Below are 22947 nucleotides of genomic sequence, written 5' to 3'. Positions count from 1 at the left end.
ACATGCTCCATTACAATTTATGGAGTAATACATCTATTTAATGAAACTTCTTGAAGTAAAACCACACTGGAAAGGAGTCATTTAGTAAGTCTCGCAATAGACTTGATGTATGCTCAGGAAAATAAATGCCAAAAATATCGCCGCATATACAATGAGGAACGGCATTAGAGTAGTACATATAAATCCACAACTAAAACAGTTGATATCACATACACAATCCCAGTTACACTTCCATCAAACAGGAATTGCACGCCTGGAAAAGCCTTACCTCACAAGAAAGCTCAAAATCAACGCTATTATGCATTAGCAATAAGTTTGTCTTCCAAAAAATTGAGAACTTGATAATGAGTATTCCTGGAACCAACGACTCACAGGATAAAAATGGTCCCGTGAAAGCACACCCTTATGACTGGCCATTTAATGGTGATCTGCGCCCAGAAAATACCGCCCTTGTCATTATCGACATGCAAGTTGATTTTTGCGGCGAAGGCGGGTATGTAGACAAAATGGGGTATGATTTAGAGGCAATGCGCCGGCCAATACAACCCATTAGAACCATCTTAAATACTATGCGCGCGGAGAACTATTACATTATTTTCACTAGAGAGGGGCATCGCCCTGACCTCTCTGACCTCCCTCCCAATAAGCTTTGGCGGTCGCGCCAAATAGCTGCAGGAATCGGGGATCAGGGCCCTCTGGGAAGAATTCTCGTTCGAGGAGAACCCGGCTGGGAAATCATCTCAGAACTGGAACCACTTCCAGGCGAAGTAATTATAGATAAACCCGGCAAAGGATCATTCTTTGCAACTGACCTGGAACTTATATTAGAGCTGCGAAATATTCAAAACCTAATTCTTGTCGGTGTGACTACTGATGTCTGTGTTCATACCACAATGAGAGAGGCGAATGATCGAGGGTTTGAGTGCATCACACTAACAGACTGTACAGGTGCTACAGACATCGTTAATCATGGTGCAGCCCTGAAAATGATTACTATGCAAGGGGGCGTTTTTGGCGCATACACTGACAGTAAGAAGTTTTTGAAAGGTTTAACTGAAGCCTCTAAAAGCAGGTAAGGGGGAGCCCTGTGCAACTTGGGCTCTCATACAACAGTACTTCTACTCAACTTGCCGCCCTAACATGCAGCTCTCCAGCATATGACAAGATGAACCCCACTAAAAACATGTGCACACTGACACTGAATTGATACCGCCCTTCACTTTCTGTTTCATATGCCTTGACTTTGGGCCAAAGAAATTTGGGTAAAGCTATACCTAATAGCTTCGTTTTCGAAAACTGATATTCAAGTGCTCCGTTGACATTATGAGCGGTAAACTGCATTTCCAAAGGGCCTATCCTTTCCACCAGGTAATTTTTTTCTGAATAAAATGATGAACTCATCTTGAACCCATCGAAATCTCTCACCCAATCCATCCGATCGGAAAAGTGCCCACAATCAACAACTAACTGCGAACTTGAACTCGCCTTCGGAAATCGAAATATTGAACAAATAGTATTCGCAATAACTCCACCTCGCTTGACTACAACAGAACCCTCAAACCTCTTCACCCCAGTGTGTGCAAATTGCAACAGTGGAGATAATTCATTGAATGAGGACCCCATATGAGCAGAAAGTATGTTCAATATTCACTCCTATTCCTATTCACGTCCTTTACCCACAGTACCATCTATACAGGTAGCTGGCAGGCTGCAAATATTCAACCTGCCAGCGCACTCTCAGTCAACTCGATGACTAAATCAAGCTTATTTACTATTCGCTCTCAGAATAGTGCTCATAGCCCGGTGGGCGTCAACGAACCCAAGCCCGGTGTTGTGGTTACCTAACCAACTGCGGCGAGCATTATCTTTCAATGACTTGCTCACTAGTTGAGCAGCTTCTACCCTGCTAAGGCCATAGTAGTCTGCCATTTCAAGGAGCAATAGACTCACAGCCGCTAGTTGAGGAGCGGCAAAAGAGCTACCGGACTCAAAGTTTTGACTGGAAGCGGAATATACTGCATCGCCGGCAATAGCAAAGCTCTGCTTAATAGCCAAGGGGTTGTAACCCGGAACCGTCGCGGTAAGTGAGATCTCATTTGAGAATGGCTGGAGATTGATTGCAAAAAACAAATTTTCAGCACCGGCCTGCCCTTCATTCTGAGCAAGGAATGCCCTGATTAAATCCAGGTCATAGGTAAAGAAGCTGCCGAGTGGCGGTAGTTCCAAGCGCTCTCTCACATCGGAGTTGTTATGCTCAAGATCCGTACCTGTATTTCCCAGTGACTTGGTAAAAATCTTACTTTGTAAAATAGCGGAAAGATGCTCTGCAAACTCTGGGTCTAGTTGGTCATTGGTGATATGGAATGCACGGCTCATATTAATCACACTAATGTCATCTCGATACCGCATATAGGCCATTGCATCATTATAAGTTTTGCTCTCAGCACTAACGGGTACAATAGTTGCCTTAGGGGCAATATCCAAAATGATATCAATTACGGTGTTACCATGAAGGAAAGTAATGGGATCACCAAATGCAACTTCTGCTTCAATATTGGGATACTGTTCGCGCTGCTCTTGTAAGCGTGTCGGATCAAACAAATCAAAGACAGCAATTACCATACCCTCGCCATCAAAGCGCTTAGTCAAAATTTGCTGTTTCAGTTTATAACCGGGTACATGGGGAAGCAGTAACTCATTAATTGCCAATCTGAATAGATTCAGGTCGGCAATAGCGGCATCAAATTCCGGCCTGTATTGCTCCTGGTAATCTTCTGGCTGAAACGTGTACAGAAGTTCAGCTAATACAATAAATTCTGTGATTGTCTGGCCCCACTTGTGCATCAGTAATTCTTCAACCATATAGTGGGATTTTGCCATCCCCGAGTATTGATCGAATTCAGCTGCCATATACTCTTCAATAATTGGAGTTACCGGCTCTTCCCAAGGCCAGGGGGTTAATTCTTTCACAATCTCTAAGGAATCTCTGGCCTGCTCAATATCTGGGGTTGAAGCAAATATATTGAGGCTACCCAGCAACATTAAGATTGTTAGTATTATCCTATTCAAAACTATTTCCTTGTCATGAAAAATTATTAGATAGTGTTTGTAGGCTGCTACAAGCCACGGGATATAAATAGTCCCAGTGACAGGAAAAGCTCGCAGCCTGGAAATAGGATCACGAATGGTATGGAAAGGCAACAAAGCAAATATATATAGAAATTACAAAGCTAATATCGCCCATAAAATAAAAGATATTCGGTTACCTCTGACATCAAAATCTAGAGAAAGTCTTACTCTGAATTTGGCTCCGCCTCACCTTCTAGTCAATGCAGAAGATCACTATCCCCCAAAGACTGGCGGCATGCACTTATAGCGGGAATAGCAGCCACAATTAATGTGCTTACCAGTACTAAAGCTAAAAGCACAATCGTATGTTCGCCTATAACAACGCCGTCCAAATAGATTCCAAATTTATCTGTCAGAATTGGCTCAACCAGCCAGCCTCCCATTATCAATCCAGAAACAGCAATTGTCGCACCTAAAAGTAAAACCAAAAATGCCTCAGTCTGGATCAATAGGAATAAAAACAAAGGGCCAGAACCTACAGTTCTCAGTAGTGCTATCTCCAGTCTGCGCTCGCGCATCGTGGAAAGTAGTAAGATACATAAGCCAAGTAATGCAGCCAAAACCACCATAGCTGAGACAAAAAATAATACCTTTTCTATACCACCGGATATCTGCCAAAGCTCCGATAGTGCAATGCCCGGCAATATTGCCAGCAGCGGCTCCTTCGAATATTCGTTTATTTTTCTCTGTACCTGAAATGTAGCTATAGGGGAATTAAGCCCGAGTAAGAAGGCAGTAATGTTATTAGGCACCAGATCATCGTGCTCCGCATCAGCACCATGAACGGCTTCCAGTCCCGCCAAGCTTACATAGAGTGCTCGATCTACTGGTGTACCAGTAGGCTTGAGTATGCCACTAACGATAAAGGGGTTTTCACCATGCTCTGTGAAGCGCGTTCCAACCAAACCGTGCGCCAGTGTGAGAGTGTCATCAAGTTGGTAGTTGAGTTCCCGAGCGACCTCCGCCCCCAATATGACACTAAAAGTATCGATAAAATTCTGGCCGGTTGATAGCTCCAATGGCCTCTTATTCCCATACCGATAGTGATCGAGAAATCCCGTTGAGGTTCCCACCACCCTGTAACCTTGGTGCGAATCCCCCAGGGATAGGGGTATCGCCCAACCTACCTGGGGTAAGTGAGAAAGTTCCTGGTAGCTATCCCATGAAATATGATTACTGGCATTCCCAATATGGAATACGCTGTATAACAAGAGATTCAATTGTCCCGTAGGCGCCCCAACAATAAGGTCTACCCCTGACACAGTTCGACTAAAGCTGTTTTTAGTATGGCTTCGCAACTGCTCGATCCCCAACATTAGAATCAAACTGATTGCTACAGACAATACGGCCAGTGACACACTACCCTTACGCTGCATCAGGCTTTGCCAAGCAAGTTTAAAAAACATCGGCTAAAGCCTCTGGTGCAGTGTCCCACTCGGGCCTAAGTTTCCAGGCAATATTTATTTCGCGCATATCCATAACCAGAGGGAAGTGTCGTTCCAAAGAGCTATCGTGGCTGACAAAGATCAGAGTGCATTTCTTTTGCTGACATGCAGTCATCAACAACTGGACAAAAGCATCTCTCGCTTCAGGGTCCAAAGCAGATGTAGGCTCATCAACCAGCAATAACTGCGGTTCATTGATCAATGCCCGCACGATTGCCACCCTCTGTTGCTGTCCGACACTCAAGCTGGCCACTTTCTTGGGTAAAATTTCCTCTCCTAAACAGAGTCCCGTTAGCAGCTCATTAACCCTGCCGCGAAAATCGCCACGGAAACCAGAAAAGTGGGTAGCGACACGAATATTGTCCTCCACACTCAAATAGGGAATTAGGTTAAAGCGCTGAAATACAACGCCAACATGTCTCGCCCTGAAGCGATCCCGCTTGCGCTCGCTCAGTTCATCCAACGATTGGCCTAGAACCTTTTGGCTCCCCGATTTTGTAACCAGAATGCCTGCCAGGAGGTTCAGCAGCGTTGACTTGCCACTACCGGATCGGCCGCGTAAAAACACCTGCTCCCCCACTGGTAGCGACCAATAGGGGACTTCTAAAACTGCCGGGCCTTTACGATAGGCGAAGCGCAACTGCTCCACCTCAATAGCAAGTTGAGGTCTTGTAGTGAAGGCATTCATCTTTTACCTCATTTACAGCATGGATTTTTGCAAACAGATATATAATGATATATCACATCATTTTGTATAGTAAATAAATCCGAGCCATGAACAGAACTCCCCTTTCGGCAGCCTGCACCCTGACCACCGCACTACTCACTGCTGCCTGTGACAGTCGAATTGAAACTCGTCCAATTTCGCCCCCAGTTGCAGAACATACTCAAGTCAAACAAGTAAGTATCAATTATCGCGAAGTCAGCTGGGAAGAGTTAATCCCGAAAGATGATCTGGATGCGTTACTCAACCCACCAGAATACATAGATGATATTGTTGAAGGCTCCACTGCCGACTCAATGCCTAACACATCAGCTATTGCCTCTACGAGCGAAAATGAAAGCCGTTACCAAGCCGCTTTGACTTCCACTCGAATAAAACCAGAGTTCGACAACCAACAGATACGTATTGCTGGGTTTATAGTTCCAATTGAATTCAATGACGAATTAACAATTTCCAATTTCCTTTTTGTTCCCTACTTCGGAGCCTGTATCCACCTGCCGCCCCCACCTCCAAATCAGGTTATCCATGGCAGTTTTTCTGAGGGAGTTCAAGTTGACGCTCTGTACGAACCTTTCTCTATAGAAGGGAAACTGAGAACATTGAAGATAGAAAGCGAGTTCGGAACTGCGGCTTACAGTATGGAAGTGGATAACATACAACCTTACACAGAATAATGTCCCCGGCGAGCGCTGCTCACCCGAGGACACTACTTCATCGATTGCCGGCTACTGGCCCATCTCCCGAACCAAGTATCCGGCCCCGTCAATATTCTCCATTACCCAGAGAATATAAGCGATATCGACATGAATCGCCCGGGTACTATCGGTGAAGTCCCAATCAGCATTGATGCTATCGTATGTTCCGTCAAATACGACTCCCACCAGCTCGCCACGACCATTCATTGTCGGAGATCCTGAGTTACCGCCCGTAATATCTACGGTACTTAGAAAATTAACCGGTACTGAATCCAGCTGCTTTTCATAGTAACGGCCATAGTTCTTCTTATCGATCGCTTCCATCAAAGCCTTGGGAGCATCAAAGGGGTCCTCGCCGGTATACTTTGCCTTAATACCACGCAATGTTGTAAAAGGTACAAAGCCTTGTTTACCGTCATTACCATCTGCTGCCTCTTTAATTGTTCCAGCTGGTGGCTCATAGCCTTTAACCAGGCCATAAGTCACGCGAAGAGAGCTATTTGCATCCGGGTAGACCGGCTTACCTAGGGAGTGGTAATAATCTATCAGCATCTCCATATACTGTGGGCGCAATTGGGCGAAGCGCCCTTTCATGGACTCCTCATGCTCTTCACGCGTAAGCATATCATCGTACATGGCCACTGCCAGCTGGATAAACGGATCCTTGCTCTCTTTGAAGTCTTCGGGCTTTTTACCGATCCACGCTTCACGTACCTCGACATTGGAAAGCTCTGTTTCCTTATACATTTTGTCGAGAGTTGCCTCTAAGTCAGTATTGCCTTTGCCGATATTCAAGTAACGATCAAAGCTGGCTATACGCTGCTCCTTAGGGAGCGCCTGGTAACGGTCCAGGAAGTAAAGCCAGATCTGCGTGTCGACTGATGGGTGATAGCTGCGCTCTATACGACGCATGCCCTCTTTGAATCGGGTTAGATCCCGTTCCTGATAACCCGGCTTGCGATCAGCATCGGGTTTTTCGTTCTCTTTAGCCAATCGATACAGTTTGCTTGCGGCACCCAGCATGGCTGAACGATCCATATAATCGATGGCCAGGTCCTGTTCACGAGTTGATTCTTTTTCTACAACCAGCGCCTCAAGGTCATCAATAGTAGACTGGTATTTTTTCTCGCGGGCTTTGTCTGAATCCACCCAAGCTTGCAAATCTTTTTCCAGCTTTTCTTTACGCTGCAATAGATCGCTGCGCTGGTAACCCTCCATCATGCCGGTAAAGTTTTTAGAGTAATTATTCAATCCTGCCACGAGGCTTGCATACTTTAACTCTGCATCTTTATTGTCGGCAGTAGCCGCACCGATCGTTTCTGACCATTCACCCAGCACCCTTTGCATGTTTGGGTAATACCAGTTGAAGTTGCTTTCCACTTCCTGGGCAGTGCGATAACGGTTGGTACGCCCCGGATAACCGGCAACCATCACGAAATCGCCTTCTTTAGGCCCTTTTGCCGCTACGGGCAAATAGTGCTTGGGCTCGTAAGGAACATTATCTTTGGAATAATCAGCCGGTTTACCATCCTTGCCAACATAGGCGCGGTAGAAAGCGTAATCGCCAGTATGGCGAGGCCACATCCAGTTATCGATATCGCCGCCGAATTTGCCAATCGAAGACGCCGGCGCATGAACCAAACGCACATCGCGGATTTCCAGCTGCTTAACCAGGTAGTAATTCAAACCGCCGTAGTAGCTATAAACCTCACAACGATGGCCCGGATCTTTTTCACACTCGGAAACTAGCGCTTTCTCCGCTTCTTCGATTGCGGCAAAACGTGCAGCACCATCCATCTCATCTGTCAGGCGTTCGTTAACCTTATCCGTTACTTCGTTCATTGCAACGGTGACGTAGACGCGGGAGCCCGGTGCAGCAGGCAGCTCTTCAGACAAATCTCCGGCCAGGAAACCTTCAGCCAGCAAATCCTTGGATTCGGTTGAATTGTATGAAATTGAACCGTAGGCGCAGTGGTGGTTGGTAATCACCAATCCCGTGGGAGAGACAAAGGAAGCAGAACAGTTTCCCAGGCTGATCACCGCGTTCATTGGAAATTCGGTAAGCTTGGTCATGCTGGCTGGGTCCAGCTCCAGGCCATAAGTGCGAAGCTCTTTGGACAGCTCAGGCAACTGGTGAGGTTGCCACATGCCTTCGGTCGAAACGCTCTCTTTCTCTGCGGCGAGGCTGGAGCAACTGGCACCAGCAAGAAGTACAGCGGTTGCAACCCCGTAAACAAAAGAATTATTTATTTTCATATTTACTCAGCAATATTTAAAAAATAACAGGTTAATTTTGGGCACTTCCCAACGCTAACCCTGTCTTTTCCGGTACACCGAAAATTCACTTATAAACACGGCAGGCTGACAGAGTAACACACCCTCCCCGGCTGCAAGCCGGCACGAAGCTGCACCCCTAGCTAAATCCTTCCAATCATTGCCATTATTTCCCTGGCTCCTCCACTCAAGTGAGATAAACCATAAATACACAATTGATACACTGTATCATTTTGACTCAATCAAATCTGAGCAAAATGTGAATTACGACGACAGCAAGAAAGAAATCTGCGATAAACAGTTTTGCTGCTAAAAAGAACATCGCCGAATAATCTACTTGCGCCAGGCAGTGGTCAATACGCCTCACCAAGGCTCCCTCCAGCTATCAGAACTCCCGATGAATTCGGTCTTCAAGCTTGATTCACCCCAATGTTGGAGGTTGCCAAGGCCGACCATTCTCAATATGATATGTTATATCATAGCTTGCATTGAGGAGTGGGTAGTGCGGGTGAGGAATTTAGGTATTGCAGCGCCCGCCATAGTAGAGAGCAAAGCAATTAAAGCCTCTGAAAATAGTATTTATTAGCCGAAGTTACTTAATTGGAGATTAGCTTGAGCCTGACCGACTTTACAGAAAGAAGCCATGAGACACTTATCACACAAACTCCAAGTGCTGAACTGGCTCCGAAAGAGGAAGGACTGTCAGAGGCAGACCTGCCAAATACCCGTCGGGCCGTATCTGCAGATAATGGAGAAGTTTTAGCAGATATTTTCCAAGCTGATATCAATATGGCCATCTGGCAACGGGAACTGCCCAGTAGCATAGCCAGCGATTGCCTCACCCTCTTAAATAGTGGTGTACACCCCAACCGCAGGATTCTATTACCCACCTCCAAGATCGAGCGCCTCGGTGAAGCATTGCCAGAGCTTGCCCCCTACCCGCACTTGTGTGCTGATATCCAGCTACTGGCAGATATGTTCAGTTACCTATTTGAGCTAAGCGGAGTCGGTATTCGTTTAACAACTCTGAGTGGCGCAATGTGCCCCAAGTTTCATGTAGATCGGGTGCCCTGCCGATTGATTACGACATATTTAGGTACGGGTACAGAGTGGCTGACTCCAGACTCTATTGACCCAAATACGCTCGACTTAAAGGCTAACCAGGAATTCCCTCCAACTTCCATCAATCACCTGGCATGCGGCTCGGTTGCCCTTCTCAAAGGCGAACTCTGGGAGGGCAATGAAGGAGCCGGTCTAATCCACCGCTCGCCGAGTGTCGAGCCCGGCCAACTGCGACTGCTACTCACTTTCGATTTCGGGTCCACCGACGAGTGAGGAGCGCTTACTGGGACGTAAAACTCTTATTAGGAATAACCCATGAAATTTACCGCGAACCTTTTCGCACTGATGACTCTTTCAAACTTGGCCCATGGAATTTCCGGACAGGTATTAGATACTTCTGGAGAGCCCATCTATGGCGCCAGTATTGAAGTCGCGGGAAGTCGACTACAGACCCAAACAGATGCCCAGGGCCGATTTTCACTTGAGGTGAATACTTCGCAACTCCGCGAAATCCACATCAATGCCCCAGGGCACAGCCACAAAACAATAGTTTTACAAGCCGGTCAGGATGAGCCCCTCAAGGTTACCCTGCAACACACCGTTATCGAACAAATCGATGTAACAGCCACACCATTACATGCCTCCACTATTGAGTCGGCACAACCTGTAACCGTAGTCGCTGGCGAAGAGCTACGTCGAAAACAAGCCTCCACTCTGGGAGAAACCCTCAAAAATGAAGTGGGAGTTCATTCCAGCTACTTTGGACCAGTAGCCAGTAGTCCAATCATCCGGGGGCTCAACGGCCCCCGTGTCCTGATTACCCAAAATGGACTCGACAGCGCTGATGCCTCCCGGGTTGGCCCAGACCATATCGTCGCCACCGAGACAATTACCGCAGAGCAGATAGAAATCCTGCGAGGCCCCGCCACCCTGTTTTATGGGTCCGGAGCCATCGGTGGTGTAGTCAATGTGGTAGACGAGAGAATACCCACCTCTGGTGAAAACAGGACTGCTTATTCGCTGGGAAACAATACCGTGGCAGATGAGCGCGAAGCCTCGCTGGCTCATACCGGCGGCAATGATCAGCTGGCGTATCACGTGGACAGCTTCTGGCGCAAAGGTGACGACTATGAAATTCCCACCTCAAGCGACTATGGCGAAGAATCCAGTGGGGTATTAGAGAACAGTGACTCAAAAAGCAAAGGGTTCAACATCGGTGGCAACTGGTTTTTAGATAATGGTTCAATCGGCCTTGCCTATGGACGCCTGGAGCGAGTTAATGGTATTCCCGGGCACGGTCACTCTGATGAACACGAAGATGATGAATCAGAGCATCATGATGAACATGAAGAAGAAATAGAAGTTGTTTCTGATTTAAAACAGGACCGATGGCAGTTGGTCAGTGAACTGTCCCTGGACAACGTATGGTTGAGTGGTCTGGACACCAGAATTGGATACACAGACTACGAACACTCTGAAATCGAAAACGACGCCGTCGGTACAACATTCAGTAATCAGACACTTCAAGCTCGGGTCAACCTATTATTGCAAGAAAGGGCTGGATGGCGCGGCGCAATAACCCTGGAGAGCAAAACTACAGATTTTGAAGCGATAGGTGAAGAGGCCTTCACCCCGCCGAGCACAACAGAAAACTCAGCAATTGGGCTGATACAAGAAAAGCACACGGGTGAATTCCTCTGGCAACTAGGGGCCCGTGTCGAAAGAGTCACGGTTGAAGCTGCCGATGATGAATGGGAAGGAGAAAATCTCGATAAACTGGCTTTCACGCCCTATAGCGTTTCTGCTGGCTTGGTCTGGGATATCGCCGCCAATTACAATGCCGGGATCTCTTTTACCCACGCACAACGGGCCCCCAGCGCCGCTGAACTTTTCTCGTATGGCCCCCATATCGGCACCAGTAGCTTCGAAGTCGGCGCACTCTTTAAACTGGATGATGACACAGAAGAGCCCTATTTTTACTATGAGAACAATGTTGATGAAGAAGTATCCAACAACATTGACTTGAGCTTTCGCAGGCATTCAGGAAATATCGGCTGGGTACTGAACTTATTCTACAACCAGATAGATAATTTCTACTACGAACGCAATACGGGCTACACCAGCGAAGACTTTGAAGAACACGATCACGAACAGGAAGAAGAAGGTCATGATCATGGCGAACTGCCGGTTTATGTCTTCGATCAAGCGGATTCGACACTCTACGGTCTAGAAGCTGAATTTGCCTGGCAATTATCCAAGCCTCTCACGCTGACACTGTGGGGAGACACTATTCGAGGAAAGCTGGATGACGGAGGTAATCTGCCTCGCATCCCACCTATGCGATTGGGCGGCATGCTAAATTATAGTTCCAATGGATGGGATGCAGGGATTGAGATTACGCATGCGTTTAAGCAAACCAAAGTAGCGGAACTGGAAACCACCACCGCTGCTTACACACTTTTGAATACTGAGCTTGCGTACACTTTTCTAGGGAACCAAAACAACCTGACCGTTTACCTTAAGGCTAATAACCTGACGGACGAGTTAGCCTATGTGCATTCGTCCTTCCTAAAAGAACTTGCTCCACTGCCGGGGCGGAGCTTTAGTATTGGATTGCGGGGCAGCTTCTAGTTAGGAATAGGATCTAGTATATCGGTAAAACCACCAACAAAAATTATTGCTGGTGGTTTTTTATACACAAACAACTCTCAATAAGAACTGAGGAATGTCCCTACATTCTCACAAGAGCTTCCCCTGGATCTATAGACACCAAGTATCTAACTAGGAATTAATATGACCCGGTCAATAGTACCCGAGAATTACAACGCGTGGCTGCATTGCATTACGATAGAGTGCGGCATTGAGCTAACTCCAGAATTTGCTGATCAACGCATCCGCGCGCTGCAAGACAACAGTAACTACCATACGCGCAACTTTATTCTTTTATATGGAACAGAGCACCACCAGAAAGTACTTAGCTGGTTTAAGCAAGTGCGTAAAGAAATATAACCCCAAAGTGCCCAGCGTCTGCCAACTCCCAAAAGCATCACAAAAAATTACAACAATAAACTTCAAGTAATGTAAAAGCTTAGGTTGATATTATGTGTAGTAGTTCAGACTTGATCTGACAGTTACCGGTTTTCAGAAGGTCTTCTGTCAGGCCAATCCTGAACTACAGTTATTCAATCAACTAAAGAATTAGATACTATCTGATAAGTTTCCAGCTCATAAAGTGAACCCTACCTTACTCTCACCGGGCTTTAAGGTGTAGCTTTGAGTTCCCCTACCATTATTAACATTCAATGTGTTCACCTGGTCCCGCTCTATCTCCATCAACATTGATTGCTTAACGTTCAATTTTTTACTGGAAATATCTACTATGGGCACTTCCTGATATATCCAGATATCATGAACATCAGCTTCCATACCTACCCAATTGAGCTTCACCACTTCACCATTTTCCTGGCTAATTTGGAATCTTGAATTGACATAGTTCTCCATCTGTTTCTGCGCTTCATTCAACTCCTTACTGGCACTTATTGATAGGGCCTTTTCAATATCAGCAACAAAAAAACGATGGGAAATCTCTAGTGTTTGAGTACGCTCATTTACAGAGATATCGGTCAAACCAAAATGATAGCGATGTGCGCTAGCTTGGTGTGCGAATACCGAGGTCGTGACTATCAATAAAAAGGAAAATAAAACTTTCATCAATTACTACCAATACACAATGAATGTTTCAGAGGGATACTTGAGTTAAACGCTCGAAGTACAGCTCTCCAAGTCAATTGTCTGAGAGCTACACCGCTGTCTATGGTTTAATCTTTCTCTTCAAGCTCCTCATCCCAATCCTTCATCAAGTTACGCTGCTTTTCATCCTTAAATAGTTCCAGGCGTGACTTGATAATTCGACGTGGATAGAAATTGTTCTCCACATTGACATCCGCTGTTTCCCAATGGGGATCGAGTACTACAGACTTAAGCACCTTGCTTTTATCCCTCACCAACATCTTGGAGGTTTTCTTGGCATTGCGAGTCCAGATTTCAGCGGGGATACGCAAATCCTCAACACTTCCATCTTCATACTCCAACCTCAGGAACAGTGGCATTACCAAGCCACCAATATTGCTAAAGTCCAGCACGTAGACATTGCTCTCAACCTTGAGCATGTCTTTTTCCCAGTCTTTCAGACCTTCCAGCTTACTTTGGTAACTATTGCGATCCGCATTAGAAACATCAAACTCATCGTGAGTGTTATAGAAGTCTTCCAGCTCAGGCTTGGCATCGACGACTCGAGTCAACTTTTTCGCACGATTTTCAATAACAGTAACAGTCTCAGGTTCCCGTTTATGCTGGGCGCGCTTCCAAGGTCCCTCCACTTCGGGGTTTTGTGTACCAACGGTATAGTGATGTACAGCATCAAGACTGATATCGACATTATCAGTGGTGTAAAACCAGCCACGCCAGAACCAACCCAGATCCATACCCGACGCATCTTCCATAGTGCGGAAAAAATCTGCCGGCATAGGGCGCTTAAACTTCCAGCGCTGAGCGTATTCACGGAAAGCGAAATCAAACAGCTCACGTCCCATAATCGATTCACGCAGGATATTCAGTGCAGCTGCCGGCTTGCCGTAGGCGTTGTTGCCAAGCTGAAGTACGGATTCCGAATTCGTCATAATCGGAACCTGGTTCTCACTCTTCATATACTCGACAATTTTTCGTGCATCGCCGCGGCGGGATGGGTACTTCTCTTCCCATTCCTGCTCAGCCAGGAACTGTACGAAAGTGTTCAGTCCCTCATCCATCCAGGTCCACTGGCGCTCATCAGAATTAATGATCATAGGATAGTAGTTATGCCCTACTTCATGAATGATCACCGAGATAAGCCCATACTTGGTGCGACGGGAGTAAGTACGCTTGCTGCGGTCCTCTTCATCTATTTCCGGTCGCGGACCATTAAAGGTGATCATGGGGTATTCCATTCCCCCCACAGGGCCGTTGACTGAAATAGATACTGGGTAGGGATAGTCAAAACTGTAGCGGTTATAGACATCTATTGTATGAATAATGGACTCTGTCGAGTACTTATCCCATAGCGGAGTCCCCTCTTCCGGGTAAAAGGACATCGCCAGTGTGTCGGTGCCGCCCTTTTTATAACCCTGTGCATCCCACAAGAACTTACGCGAAGATGCCCAGGAAAAGTCACGGACATTTTCCGCTTCAAAAACCCAGGTTTTGCGCTTGGAAGAGCGGCTTTTCTCGTTTTCCAGAGCCTCACTCTTTGTGACAATCATCACTGGCTTACTTGCAGTACGGGCCTTTCGCAAGCGCTCACGCTGCTTGGAGGTCAACACATCCTTTGGGTTTTGAAGAACACCGGTTGCAGCAACGATATGATCCGCCGGCACCTCGATAGCAACACGATAATCCCCAAACTCCAGCGCAAATTCGCCGCGCCCCAGGAACTGCTTATTTTGCCAGCCGCTAACATCATTATATGCAGCCATACGAGGGAACCATTGGGCTATCTCGTATAAGTAATTATCGTCGCGCTCAAAATATTCATAACCGGAACGACCACCCAGTGCTTTCTGCTCAATAACCTTGTAAGCCCAGTCAATCTGGAAACTCACGCTGGAACCTGATGCCAGAGGCTGGGGCAAGTCAATTCGCATCCCGGTATCGACAATAGTATGGCGAAGCTCCCTACCCCTAGTGTCGGCCACCTTGGTAATCTGGTATCCGCCTGGAAATTCGTCGGATACGACAGCACGACGAAAGCTTTTGAATGGAATGGTATCTGGAGCAATCGCCTCCATATCAACTGGCGTGGCCAAATTACCAGAGGAATTCGGCTTGAAACGGTTTTGATCCAGTTGCACCCACAAATAACGCAGGGTATCTGGTGAGTTATTAGTGTAAGTGATGGTCTCTGAAGCAGTTATCAGTTGTTTATCATCGTCTAGTGAAACCTTGATATCGTAGTCCGCTTGCTGCTGCCAATAGGCATGGCCCGGAGCGCCCGACGCTGTTCGGTAACTATTCGGTGTCGGCAGCAGTTCCTCCAGCTGGCGGAACTTATCACCGGTTACATTTAGGGGATCTGCGGCAAAGCTGCCCGAGGTTCCGGACATAGCAAGCCATGCCACAGTTAAGCAGCCGAGTAATTTTATATTCATTGGTTTACTTCAGAGATTTACGTCAGATTAAAACTTTACGGAATACGGTCGCGAAAAAATGACCGAATTTATGCAAAAATTTCTAATAAGCCAGGCCAGATTTGAATACCTGGCCATATAGCTATTTGGATTCGTAAAACACTTTTGTTTCGGTACCCTGGTTATCCGCCAGGGCAGCGATCCAGGAGCTCTCCATTGCATCCCAATCCAAACGCGCTTGGTTAATCGCCTCTACCCGGCTTTCCAATGTGTCATCCAGCTCTAAAACTGTAAGCACTTTGTCAGCCTTATTAAATCCAAATACACCTTGCTCGGTAATAAATACCCCCTTGATTCTCTCAGCGTCAGTGCCACTGAATAGTGAAAAGAGCGCATCATAATCAAATATAAATTCAGGGCTAAAACGCCAGCCACAGCTGTAGTATCCCTCTCCGCTATTCTCTGAGCGGAGATAGCCACACTCTGGCAATAGCTCAACCTCACCCATCGCCTGGGTTACTGGGTGGTGGTGGTCACTCCCCGACGAGACCTGAAAACTGCAGGGCAGTTGGAGCCAATCCAATTCGATACGCCCCTGCTCCACCACTTGCAGCGGTTTTTCAGCGCCCTCACCTAAGAACGAGAGAAATCGCTGAAGGTTTTGCAAGTCTTCGGGGCCATAGAGATCAGACTTATTAGCCACTACCAGATCAGCAACTTCTAATTGCTGCCGAAAAGTCTCACTACGTAAGTAGCGGTTATCTTCAATACAGCGAGCATCGACCAAAGTTAGCGTACCGCGAAGGTCCAACACACCGCCGCGCACTGCATCAGACAAAGCCGCCAGCACCTCTCTAGGGTGCCCCAGGCCCGTCGGCTCAATTATTAATCGATGGGGCCTGGCCTTAGCCAGTAACTGGTTTAAAGCGACCTGCATCGGCAAACCAGCAGCACAGCACATACAGCCGCCGGGCACCTCCCGAATATAAATATTGCCTTCCTGGTCCGGTTCAAAAAGTGCGCCGTCAACGCCCACTTCTCCAAACTCATTGACCAGAACAGCCCAGCGCTCATCAGTGGGCTTACTTTCCAGGAGATGCCGGATAGCTGTTGTCTTGCCAACGCCCAAAAAACCAGTGATAACGTTGGTAGGTACCCCGCGTATTAACTGACTAGCTGCCACTAAGCTGCATCCCGGCTGCACTCATCACAAACACAATCCAGCTCCAACTGGGATGTCTGGAGATGATATCCAGCACTTTCAACCGTATCCCGCAATGCATCAATGACTTCGGGCCTAATGCCAATTTCCCGCACTTTGCTGCAGCGATTGCAGATTAAAAACTGTGGAGTCTGGTGGCTGTGGTCACAGGCAATATGAGCACAGGCCAGGTACTTGTTTTCTGAATTGAGTTTGTGAACCAGGTTCTCTGCTGCCAGAAAGTCCAGCATTCGATAGACTGACATGGCGGGAATTGAGTCGCCAAAGTCACCATTGTAATGCTCCGCTATTTCATAGGCAGAGAGCGGAGTTTTTGACCGCAACAACACGGTAAGAACGTTCTTACGCTTTTCAGTCAGGCGGGCGCCTGAACTGCGACAGGTTTGTTCCGCCACACTCAGGGTCTGTTTGATTTGGGATGCTTTCATAGCCTATTTCATTTGCAATTTGTTGTCTTTACCAGTGAGCAGTTCAGCCCCCTGACGACCGGAGCTGATCCATTGCACTGCAATCCCATGAATACCGGGAAACCTCTCAAACAGGGTAACAATGACACTGTTGAACTGTGCCAGATTATCACACTTGAATTGGTAACTAGCACGGAAACCACTGTGCACCGAGTTGTCACTGGTAACTTCTGCGCTATATGGCGCCTTAACTTCCACACTTAAGGGTTTGCACTGGGCACCGACAAACTCAAGAAAATGATCTGGCTTGGATAGCTCGTGAACAACCTGCTCTAACCGCTGCTTTTGGGCATCGCTACGTGGCGCATGCTCAAATCCCACTAGATCGACTGTGGGTGACTCCAGCTCGACGATGATTTTGTCTGCTTCGGCCACCAGGTACATCATCGCCTTACCGTGAACATGACTTCCCATTTCCCCAGCGACTGGACCGGCCCAAAACAACGCAACAAACAATGCCCCTGCAAGTTTCATGACCCTCACCTACTCGACTAAAGCATCCCGATAAATCAAGCGCAGGTTTACCCAGTGGGCAACAATCAATAAGCCTGCACCAAAAACACTGGCAACTAGCTCCCATACCCCCTCGATATATAGCGCACCAACCAATAGCAATGCCCCGGAGAAACCAACAATCATTACCGCGTAGCGCTGATGGCGCCGGCAAGAGGCTGGGAAACTGACCAAGGCCAGAATTACCACGGGTACAAGCAATAGTAAGTGGAGAAACTGGTCCTCTTGTAAAGCACCCAATATCCCCAAACCTCCCAATACCGGTAACAAAGGAGTCAAAAGACAGTGCAGCAAGCAAAGCCCAGAAGCCAAAATTCCTAAAGTATCTCTCACAACAATCCTTTTAATCTACGAGAACCCAAGACAATCACATACACTTCAATCAACTTGATGATATGTTATATCATAAATTTAATATTTCAAGTCAACTGGAGTTATGCAACAGGGGATTCATGGAATGCCAAAAATCAGTGAACAAGAACTGCTGGGGATGCCTGCATCAGACTATATGAACGAAAAGCAATTACTCTTCTTCAAACAGCTTCTGATGGAATTGAGAAATGACCTGCTGGCCGAGCTTGCACAAGGGCAACAGGCTATTGCTACCACGAAACTTGCCCTAGCTGATGACCTGGATCGGGCAACTGCAGAGCAAGAGAACCAGCAACATCTGCGCTTTACCGGTCGAAAGAACCTGCTGTTGAGAAAGATCCAGCGGGCTCTGGAGAAAATAAAAGATGGCAGCTACGGTTACTGCGAAATCAGCGGTGACCCTATCGGGCTGCAGCGACTATTGATAAGACCCACCGCAGAGCTTTCCTTTGAAGAGAAAGCTCGCCAGGAAATACTGGAGCGCAACTACAGTAAGCGAAGATAAGGGTCACCTTCTAAGAGCCCACTAATATTTCATACAGCCCGATAGTTAAGCATTGTACCAAGGTGGGACAATCCACTGACCAAAGTGCCAGTCGCGAGGTACATACCCACTGTAGCCTTGCCCCAAGCGGTCGGGCTTATCATGGGTGGGGCTCATTACCCAGCCCTCCGCCAGAGTGACATTGATACCCTGTCTTTCACACATTGTTATAAGCTCTCTAAAAGCCTGCAAAGTTTGAACAACTACTTCATTGCGGGCTGGAGTAAATGCAATTAGGGGTAAGTCTATATCGTTAACATATGGACGTGCGGCCTCATCACTGTGCCATAGTACATTTCTTCTGGGGAACGGCCCCCACCGACCAGCTCCAGCTCTTGGGCTACGGATGCCGCCGATAGTGGAATTCAGCAACTGGCTTACTTCATAAATCCGATTAGTTATGTTACCCAGCTTGGTGCCTTGCCTGCGAGTAGTGAAATTTCTTTCCAATTGAGTTTCGATACGCTGGCGCTGCGACCAGGCTTGTACCGTGCCTAGAATACGGCGATCATCTCTATATCGATCATATCTTTTTGTGCCCTGCCTAAATGGCCAGATGGCAAATAGATCATAATCTCCGGTAATAGCGTTAAGGGGGTGCTCATTTCGAAATTGGCGATGCTCCACAGGATTAGTCATTGCCAATAGCGGCTCATACATATCTTTGTACTTAGTGTCATACTGAACAACGATGTTTCCGCGCTCTTGGATAAAACCTGACTGCCTACTTTTTTCCTTATCAACATAAACACCCCACATATCCCCCAGGCATGTGTTAACCCTGATAAGTGAATAATGAAAAGTAATACCGGTAGGGTGGCTGGCTACGCCTTCATATCGATCTTGAGTTTTTCTTGAAACATTGATCTTTCCGCTTCGAATAAGCCAATCAACCCTTTCCTGGTGTAAACAAAGCGGTGTTGTTGATGCAGTCCAACCTGCGCCAGAGTTGAGATCAGTGAAAGCTTCACTATGCTGATCTCGATTATAGACCGCCTTTCTCATTCCATGTTTATTTAATCGGGGGTCCCGTAAAACAAAGCCTGCCATCGGCCCCCAGTCACATGACTTTCCGTGAATTCTAAAGCCCTTTGTATCATATCCTTGTTCAAGTAATTGGGTACAAGTTGGACCTGTTGCGCGAACGATAATAACACAACGCTGAGAAGCAGCCGTTGCCTTAAATGCATCGGCATGAGATGCCGGACAGCCTATAAGGTTTTGGCGCAATGCGGCATTGTTAAATATAAGATCCATAGTTCAACTTCCTGTTTTGGGGCACCATACATAAGTTTTGATTAGCCAAATAAACACAACTATCTAGAGGTAAAATACGGCCAATATAGAGCTACCAAGTCAATATTTTATGCTTTTAGAAATGATCATCAGTCCGACCGCTGTTATCAAACACTATTGAGCAAAGCTCTTGACCACCTTCCCTAATCCTAGTTCTTTATAGGTCTGCATTTGTGAACACAAACTGAATCAACCTTTCGAGCCTAATAATTAAAGCCAAATTAATTGGTAAGCTTAGCTTGAAAAATTCCCAGCCCCGCATCCATACATAAGGGCAAGGCTATATAAACATCAAAGCCCATGGATCGTATTACCTAAAGTACCGAACGGTTCCCAGATTTTTCTTAAACTGAAGCCTACACGCAATTTGGACCGTAGACTTTAGGGTTTAGACATATTTTTTTAGATTTTGGCCATTTGAATTAAGAGGGATAGACTTATACAGCTAACGTATCAGTACTTGACGTACAAGATATCCACTAAATATATATTTTTTAATAGATTGAGCATTTACCAAGTTAGAAAGGGAGAGCACATCAGGCCACGAATTATGACTTGAAAAAATAAGGGCCTCCAGCTGACCTCCCAGGCCTTCCCTGAGCGCATATACTAGTCAAAACAGAGTTTGTGAAGCGGATTCCTTTTGATGAACCAACAATCTACTACCCCCAAACTTGGGGATATTCAATTTCTCAATCAGGTAGCCAACAAATACTCGCGCTTTAGATATCAGAGTATTGAACTTTGGGTGGGCGAGCCAAATATCTGATGGATCATCTATATGATATCCAGGCAGTACTCTAACCAAGGAACCCTCAAAATTTCTGCTTGCATATTTCAATTATAACTCATGCGAAGCTTCACTCCCGCTTTTGTAGTGATTCGTATGATAGCATTATTACTAGCCACTCGAAATTTTCTATTTGAAGGTGAAAATTGATAAAAGTCGATGCGCCACGAGATTCTCCGGATTTTATAGACATAGAAAATATATTACCTGTATATCTGGAGAGAAAAATTACGTACCAACCTACTAGTGATAAACCAGCAAGATCAGGATTATTAAATGCGGGGGATTACAGAGAGAGAGCTACCGATGCGATGACACAACTTTGACCTATAACCCGCGAGTGGGGCCAAACCATTGAACCTTCTAACCAGGTAGAAAAGTTATTGGGCAGAAAACCAACTTTGCTCAAGACATTCTTTGAAAACGCAGCTAGCCAGTTCAGTAAAAAAGAGGCCTAGATGTAGAGCTATAATTACTCTCATAGCCGCACTGGGCATATCAGAGTTATAGGTCATGTTCCTGCGCCGATGCCTACAGACAGCAGTGCAGGAACATTACTGATTTTTTAACGATCAGTCACTTTAAAAGAAATAAAGTACCCTTCCGTTGATAAAAACACTTTCAGTATTTTATCCAGACCTCCATCCTTGCCCTGAGTGCTGACAACCCACTGTCGCTGGTTGTCAACACGCTGCATGGCTGCATTGAGCGGCTTGTCAGCCCAGGATTTGTTGAGCTTACCCTCTTTGATTAGGCGAGCTACTTCCTGGCTGGCGATACCTTTGGCTTCGACCATAGACACAGTGGCAAAATTGTCTCTCTCATGGTCACCATGGGCGAATGCAAGATTTGCAATACCTAGGGTAACTGATACACAGATAACTTGAATTAACTTATTCATAATATTCTCTTTCTTCTCAGTCTTAGTAAATGTTGATAAAAAACGTTACTGTTTGAGTCCAATAACCTCGTAGAACCCCTTTGTTTTTAGAGTGATCTTCACAGACTCCTGACCGTTATTCTTCCAATACCAGCCATGGGAACCATCAAAAGGCGTGGTGAGAGAGCCACTCATTTTACTTGCGGTAGCAATAGCAAAGCTCTCAAAGTAGCCGGTAGTATCGCCTGTGGGTTCGCCGTGAAAATCAAAGTAAAGTTCACCACTCTCCGTTCCCCACTCATATTCCAAATGACCGTATTTATCCAATTGAAATTTGTATTCAATTCCACGGCCAGCGGGCACTTCAATAGTTGTAGTGTCAGTCCGATAAGCAAATGACTGGTCGCCACGCTGCACTACTTCTGGTACCGCAATTTCCTGCTCTTGACTGTTTAATTCAGTCAGCCCCAGCGCACTGCCAATTCCAGTAGGATCTATATTGTATTCAGCTGGCAGGATTACTGTGATCAACATAATGGCTGCAAGCACGCCAGCAGCAAGTGTGGATTTAATCAGCGTTTGTGCAGACTGCACTGGCATTTCAGTTGTATTCATTCTGTAAGCTCTAAATCTGGATTCTTTCTGTTCAATAAAATTGTAGGCTATCTAACCTACGAAGTAGCCTGTCATCTGGTAACCCACCAACATCAATCCACCACTCATCAGTAAGGTATTTGTCATAGTGGAAAAGCGCAGGAAACTGTCAAAGCGACGCCAATAATTGATGGCGAGAAGAATAAACAGCAACGCAACAAACTGACCAATTTCTACTCCGACATTAAAGGCCAGGATATTCTCCACCAACCCATCGCTGGACAACTTGAATTCCTTTAACTTGGTTGCCAAACCAAAACCGTGGAAGAGTCCAAAAATCAGTACGGCAGCCTTGGTATTAGGTTGGAAGCCAAAAACCCGCCTGAACCCGCCGAGATTATCGAAGCCTTTATAGACAATGGATAATCCAATAATGGCATCGATCAAATAGGCATTCACATGGGTGTCGTTAAGCACTCCAAATAAAAGGGTTAAGCTATGACCGAGAGTAAAGAAGCTTACATAGATAAGAACATCTTTTGATCGATATAAAAAGAAAATGACTCCCACCAGGAACAGCAGGTGGTCATAGCCTGTCACCATATGTTTGGCGCCAATATATAAAAAGGGAATAATAGATACCCCTTCATTGCCGGCAAGAAAAGTCTTGGTAGCATCGTCCACCCCATGGGCAAATAGCGGCATAGATATCACCATACCTGCTATCAGCGCCATCAAGCCGAAAACTGTTTTTAAACTATTGTACAACGTTACTATCT

The 22947-nt window shown here is 46.3% G+C and carries 21 protein-coding genes; 6 read left to right on the top strand and 15 right to left on the bottom strand.

Annotated features, from left to right (window positions below; translation table 11 throughout):
- Positions 1–344: 344 nt before the first annotated feature.
- Positions 345–1076 carry a biuret amidohydrolase gene (biuH, locus tag ACJJIW_RS16575; protein WP_444935769.1) on the top strand — a complete coding sequence of 244 codons (732 nt, stop codon included), beginning with the start codon at positions 345–347 and terminating at the stop codon, positions 1074–1076.
- 46 nt (positions 1077–1122) lie between these two features.
- Here the strand turns inward: biuH and ACJJIW_RS16570 are convergent, their stop codons facing one another.
- The 4 genes from ACJJIW_RS16570 to ACJJIW_RS16555 all read right to left on the bottom strand — a co-directional run bounded on the left by ACJJIW_RS16570 (position 1123) and on the right by ACJJIW_RS16555 (position 5262).
- Positions 1123–1623: a DUF4166 domain-containing protein gene (locus tag ACJJIW_RS16570; RefSeq protein WP_353057101.1), complete on the bottom strand. Its 501-nt coding sequence runs from the start codon at positions 1621–1623 to the stop codon at positions 1123–1125.
- A gap of 141 nt (positions 1624–1764) precedes the next feature.
- The gene (locus ACJJIW_RS16565) at positions 1765–3069 is read right to left on the bottom strand and encodes a S8/S53 family peptidase (protein WP_282932996.1); all 1305 of its coding nucleotides are present in this window, start codon (positions 3067–3069) and stop codon (positions 1765–1767) included.
- Positions 3070–3326: 257 nt separating this feature from the next.
- Positions 3327–4535 carry an ABC transporter permease gene (locus tag ACJJIW_RS16560; protein WP_444935768.1) on the bottom strand — a complete coding sequence of 403 codons (1209 nt, stop codon included), beginning with the start codon at positions 4533–4535 and terminating at the stop codon, positions 3327–3329.
- On the bottom strand, positions 4525–5262 hold the full coding sequence (locus ACJJIW_RS16555; RefSeq protein WP_444935767.1) for an ABC transporter ATP-binding protein: 738 nt from the start codon (positions 5260–5262) through the stop codon (positions 4525–4527). The genes ACJJIW_RS16560 and ACJJIW_RS16555 overlap by 11 nt, the downstream gene beginning before the upstream one ends.
- 86 nt (positions 5263–5348) lie before the next feature.
- On the opposite strand from ACJJIW_RS16555, the gene ACJJIW_RS16550 reads away from it, so the two are divergent.
- The gene (locus ACJJIW_RS16550; RefSeq protein WP_444894019.1) at positions 5349–5972 is read left to right on the top strand and encodes a DUF3299 domain-containing protein; all 624 of its coding nucleotides are present in this window, start codon (positions 5349–5351) and stop codon (positions 5970–5972) included.
- Between the two features lie 51 nt (positions 5973–6023).
- Here the strand turns inward: ACJJIW_RS16550 and ACJJIW_RS16545 are convergent, their stop codons facing one another.
- Positions 6024–8249 (bottom strand): S46 family peptidase, encoded by a 2226-nt coding sequence (locus tag ACJJIW_RS16545; RefSeq protein ID WP_444935766.1) that lies wholly within the window; start codon positions 8247–8249, stop codon positions 6024–6026.
- A 630-nt stretch (positions 8250–8879) separates the two neighbouring features.
- Between ACJJIW_RS16545 and ACJJIW_RS16540 the strand changes: the two genes are divergently transcribed.
- The 3 genes from ACJJIW_RS16540 (at position 8880) to ACJJIW_RS16530 (ending at position 12338) form a co-directional block, all read left to right on the top strand.
- Positions 8880–9602: a DUF1826 domain-containing protein gene (locus tag ACJJIW_RS16540; RefSeq protein WP_444935765.1), complete on the top strand. Its 723-nt coding sequence runs from the start codon at positions 8880–8882 to the stop codon at positions 9600–9602.
- Between the two features lie 42 nt (positions 9603–9644).
- Entirely contained in the window at positions 9645–11960 is a 2316-nt protein-coding gene (locus tag ACJJIW_RS16535) for a TonB-dependent receptor (RefSeq protein ID WP_444935764.1), read from the top strand.
- A gap of 162 nt (positions 11961–12122) precedes the next feature.
- Positions 12123–12338: a hypothetical protein gene (locus ACJJIW_RS16530; RefSeq protein WP_444935763.1), complete on the top strand. Its 216-nt coding sequence runs from the start codon at positions 12123–12125 to the stop codon at positions 12336–12338.
- Positions 12339–12554: 216 nt separating this feature from the next.
- On the opposite strand, the gene ACJJIW_RS16525 is transcribed toward ACJJIW_RS16530, so the two are convergent.
- The 6 genes from ACJJIW_RS16525 to ACJJIW_RS16500 form a co-directional block, all read right to left on the bottom strand.
- Positions 12555–13040 (bottom strand): DUF6702 family protein, encoded by a 486-nt coding sequence (locus ACJJIW_RS16525; RefSeq protein ID WP_444935762.1) that lies wholly within the window; start codon positions 13038–13040, stop codon positions 12555–12557.
- Between the two features lie 107 nt (positions 13041–13147).
- A complete protein-coding gene (locus ACJJIW_RS16520; protein WP_444935761.1) occupies positions 13148–15511 on the bottom strand; it encodes a M1 family metallopeptidase in 2364 nt (787 codons plus the stop codon).
- 121 nt (positions 15512–15632) lie between these two features.
- Positions 15633–16673: a CobW family GTP-binding protein gene (locus ACJJIW_RS16515; RefSeq protein WP_444935760.1), complete on the bottom strand. Its 1041-nt coding sequence runs from the start codon at positions 16671–16673 to the stop codon at positions 15633–15635.
- Complete coding sequence (locus tag ACJJIW_RS16510; protein WP_282933007.1) at positions 16673–17140, bottom strand: Fur family transcriptional regulator; 468 nt, start codon at positions 17138–17140, stop codon at positions 16673–16675. Before ACJJIW_RS16510 ends, ACJJIW_RS16515 begins: the two co-directional genes overlap by 1 nt.
- A 3-nt stretch (positions 17141–17143) precedes the next feature.
- Entirely contained in the window at positions 17144–17653 is a 510-nt protein-coding gene (locus tag ACJJIW_RS16505; protein WP_444935759.1) for a ZrgA family zinc uptake protein, read from the bottom strand.
- Positions 17654–17662: 9 nt separating this feature from the next.
- Positions 17663–18025, bottom strand: coding sequence for a MerC family mercury resistance protein (locus ACJJIW_RS16500; protein ID WP_444935758.1), 363 nt, complete (start codon positions 18023–18025; stop codon positions 17663–17665).
- A 124-nt stretch (positions 18026–18149) separates the two neighbouring features.
- On the opposite strand from ACJJIW_RS16500, the gene ACJJIW_RS16495 reads away from it, so the two are divergent.
- A complete protein-coding gene (locus tag ACJJIW_RS16495) occupies positions 18150–18569 on the top strand; it encodes a TraR/DksA family transcriptional regulator (protein WP_444935757.1) in 420 nt (139 codons plus the stop codon).
- A gap of 45 nt (positions 18570–18614) precedes the next feature.
- Here ACJJIW_RS16495 and ACJJIW_RS16490 read toward each other — a convergent pair whose 3' ends face one another.
- The 4 genes from ACJJIW_RS16490 to ACJJIW_RS16475 form a co-directional block, all read right to left on the bottom strand.
- On the bottom strand, positions 18615–19865 hold the full coding sequence (locus ACJJIW_RS16490) for an anthrax toxin-like adenylyl cyclase domain-containing protein (RefSeq protein WP_444935756.1): 1251 nt from the start codon (positions 19863–19865) through the stop codon (positions 18615–18617).
- A 1394-nt stretch (positions 19866–21259) separates the two neighbouring features.
- On the bottom strand, positions 21260–21595 hold the full coding sequence (locus tag ACJJIW_RS16485; RefSeq protein ID WP_444935755.1) for a DUF6488 family protein: 336 nt from the start codon (positions 21593–21595) through the stop codon (positions 21260–21262).
- Between the two features lie 45 nt (positions 21596–21640).
- On the bottom strand, positions 21641–22189 hold the full coding sequence (locus tag ACJJIW_RS16480) for a hypothetical protein (RefSeq protein ID WP_444935754.1): 549 nt from the start codon (positions 22187–22189) through the stop codon (positions 21641–21643).
- Between the two features lie 51 nt (positions 22190–22240).
- On the bottom strand, positions 22241–22936 hold the full coding sequence (locus ACJJIW_RS16475) for a HupE/UreJ family protein (protein WP_444935753.1): 696 nt from the start codon (positions 22934–22936) through the stop codon (positions 22241–22243).
- Positions 22937–22947: the final 11 nt, after the last annotated feature.

Source organism: Microbulbifer maximicatervae (SeqCode), from assembly GCF_052467815.1.
The sequence above is the reverse complement of the archived record's forward strand: the minus strand, read 5'-3'. Positions and strand labels throughout refer to the sequence as shown.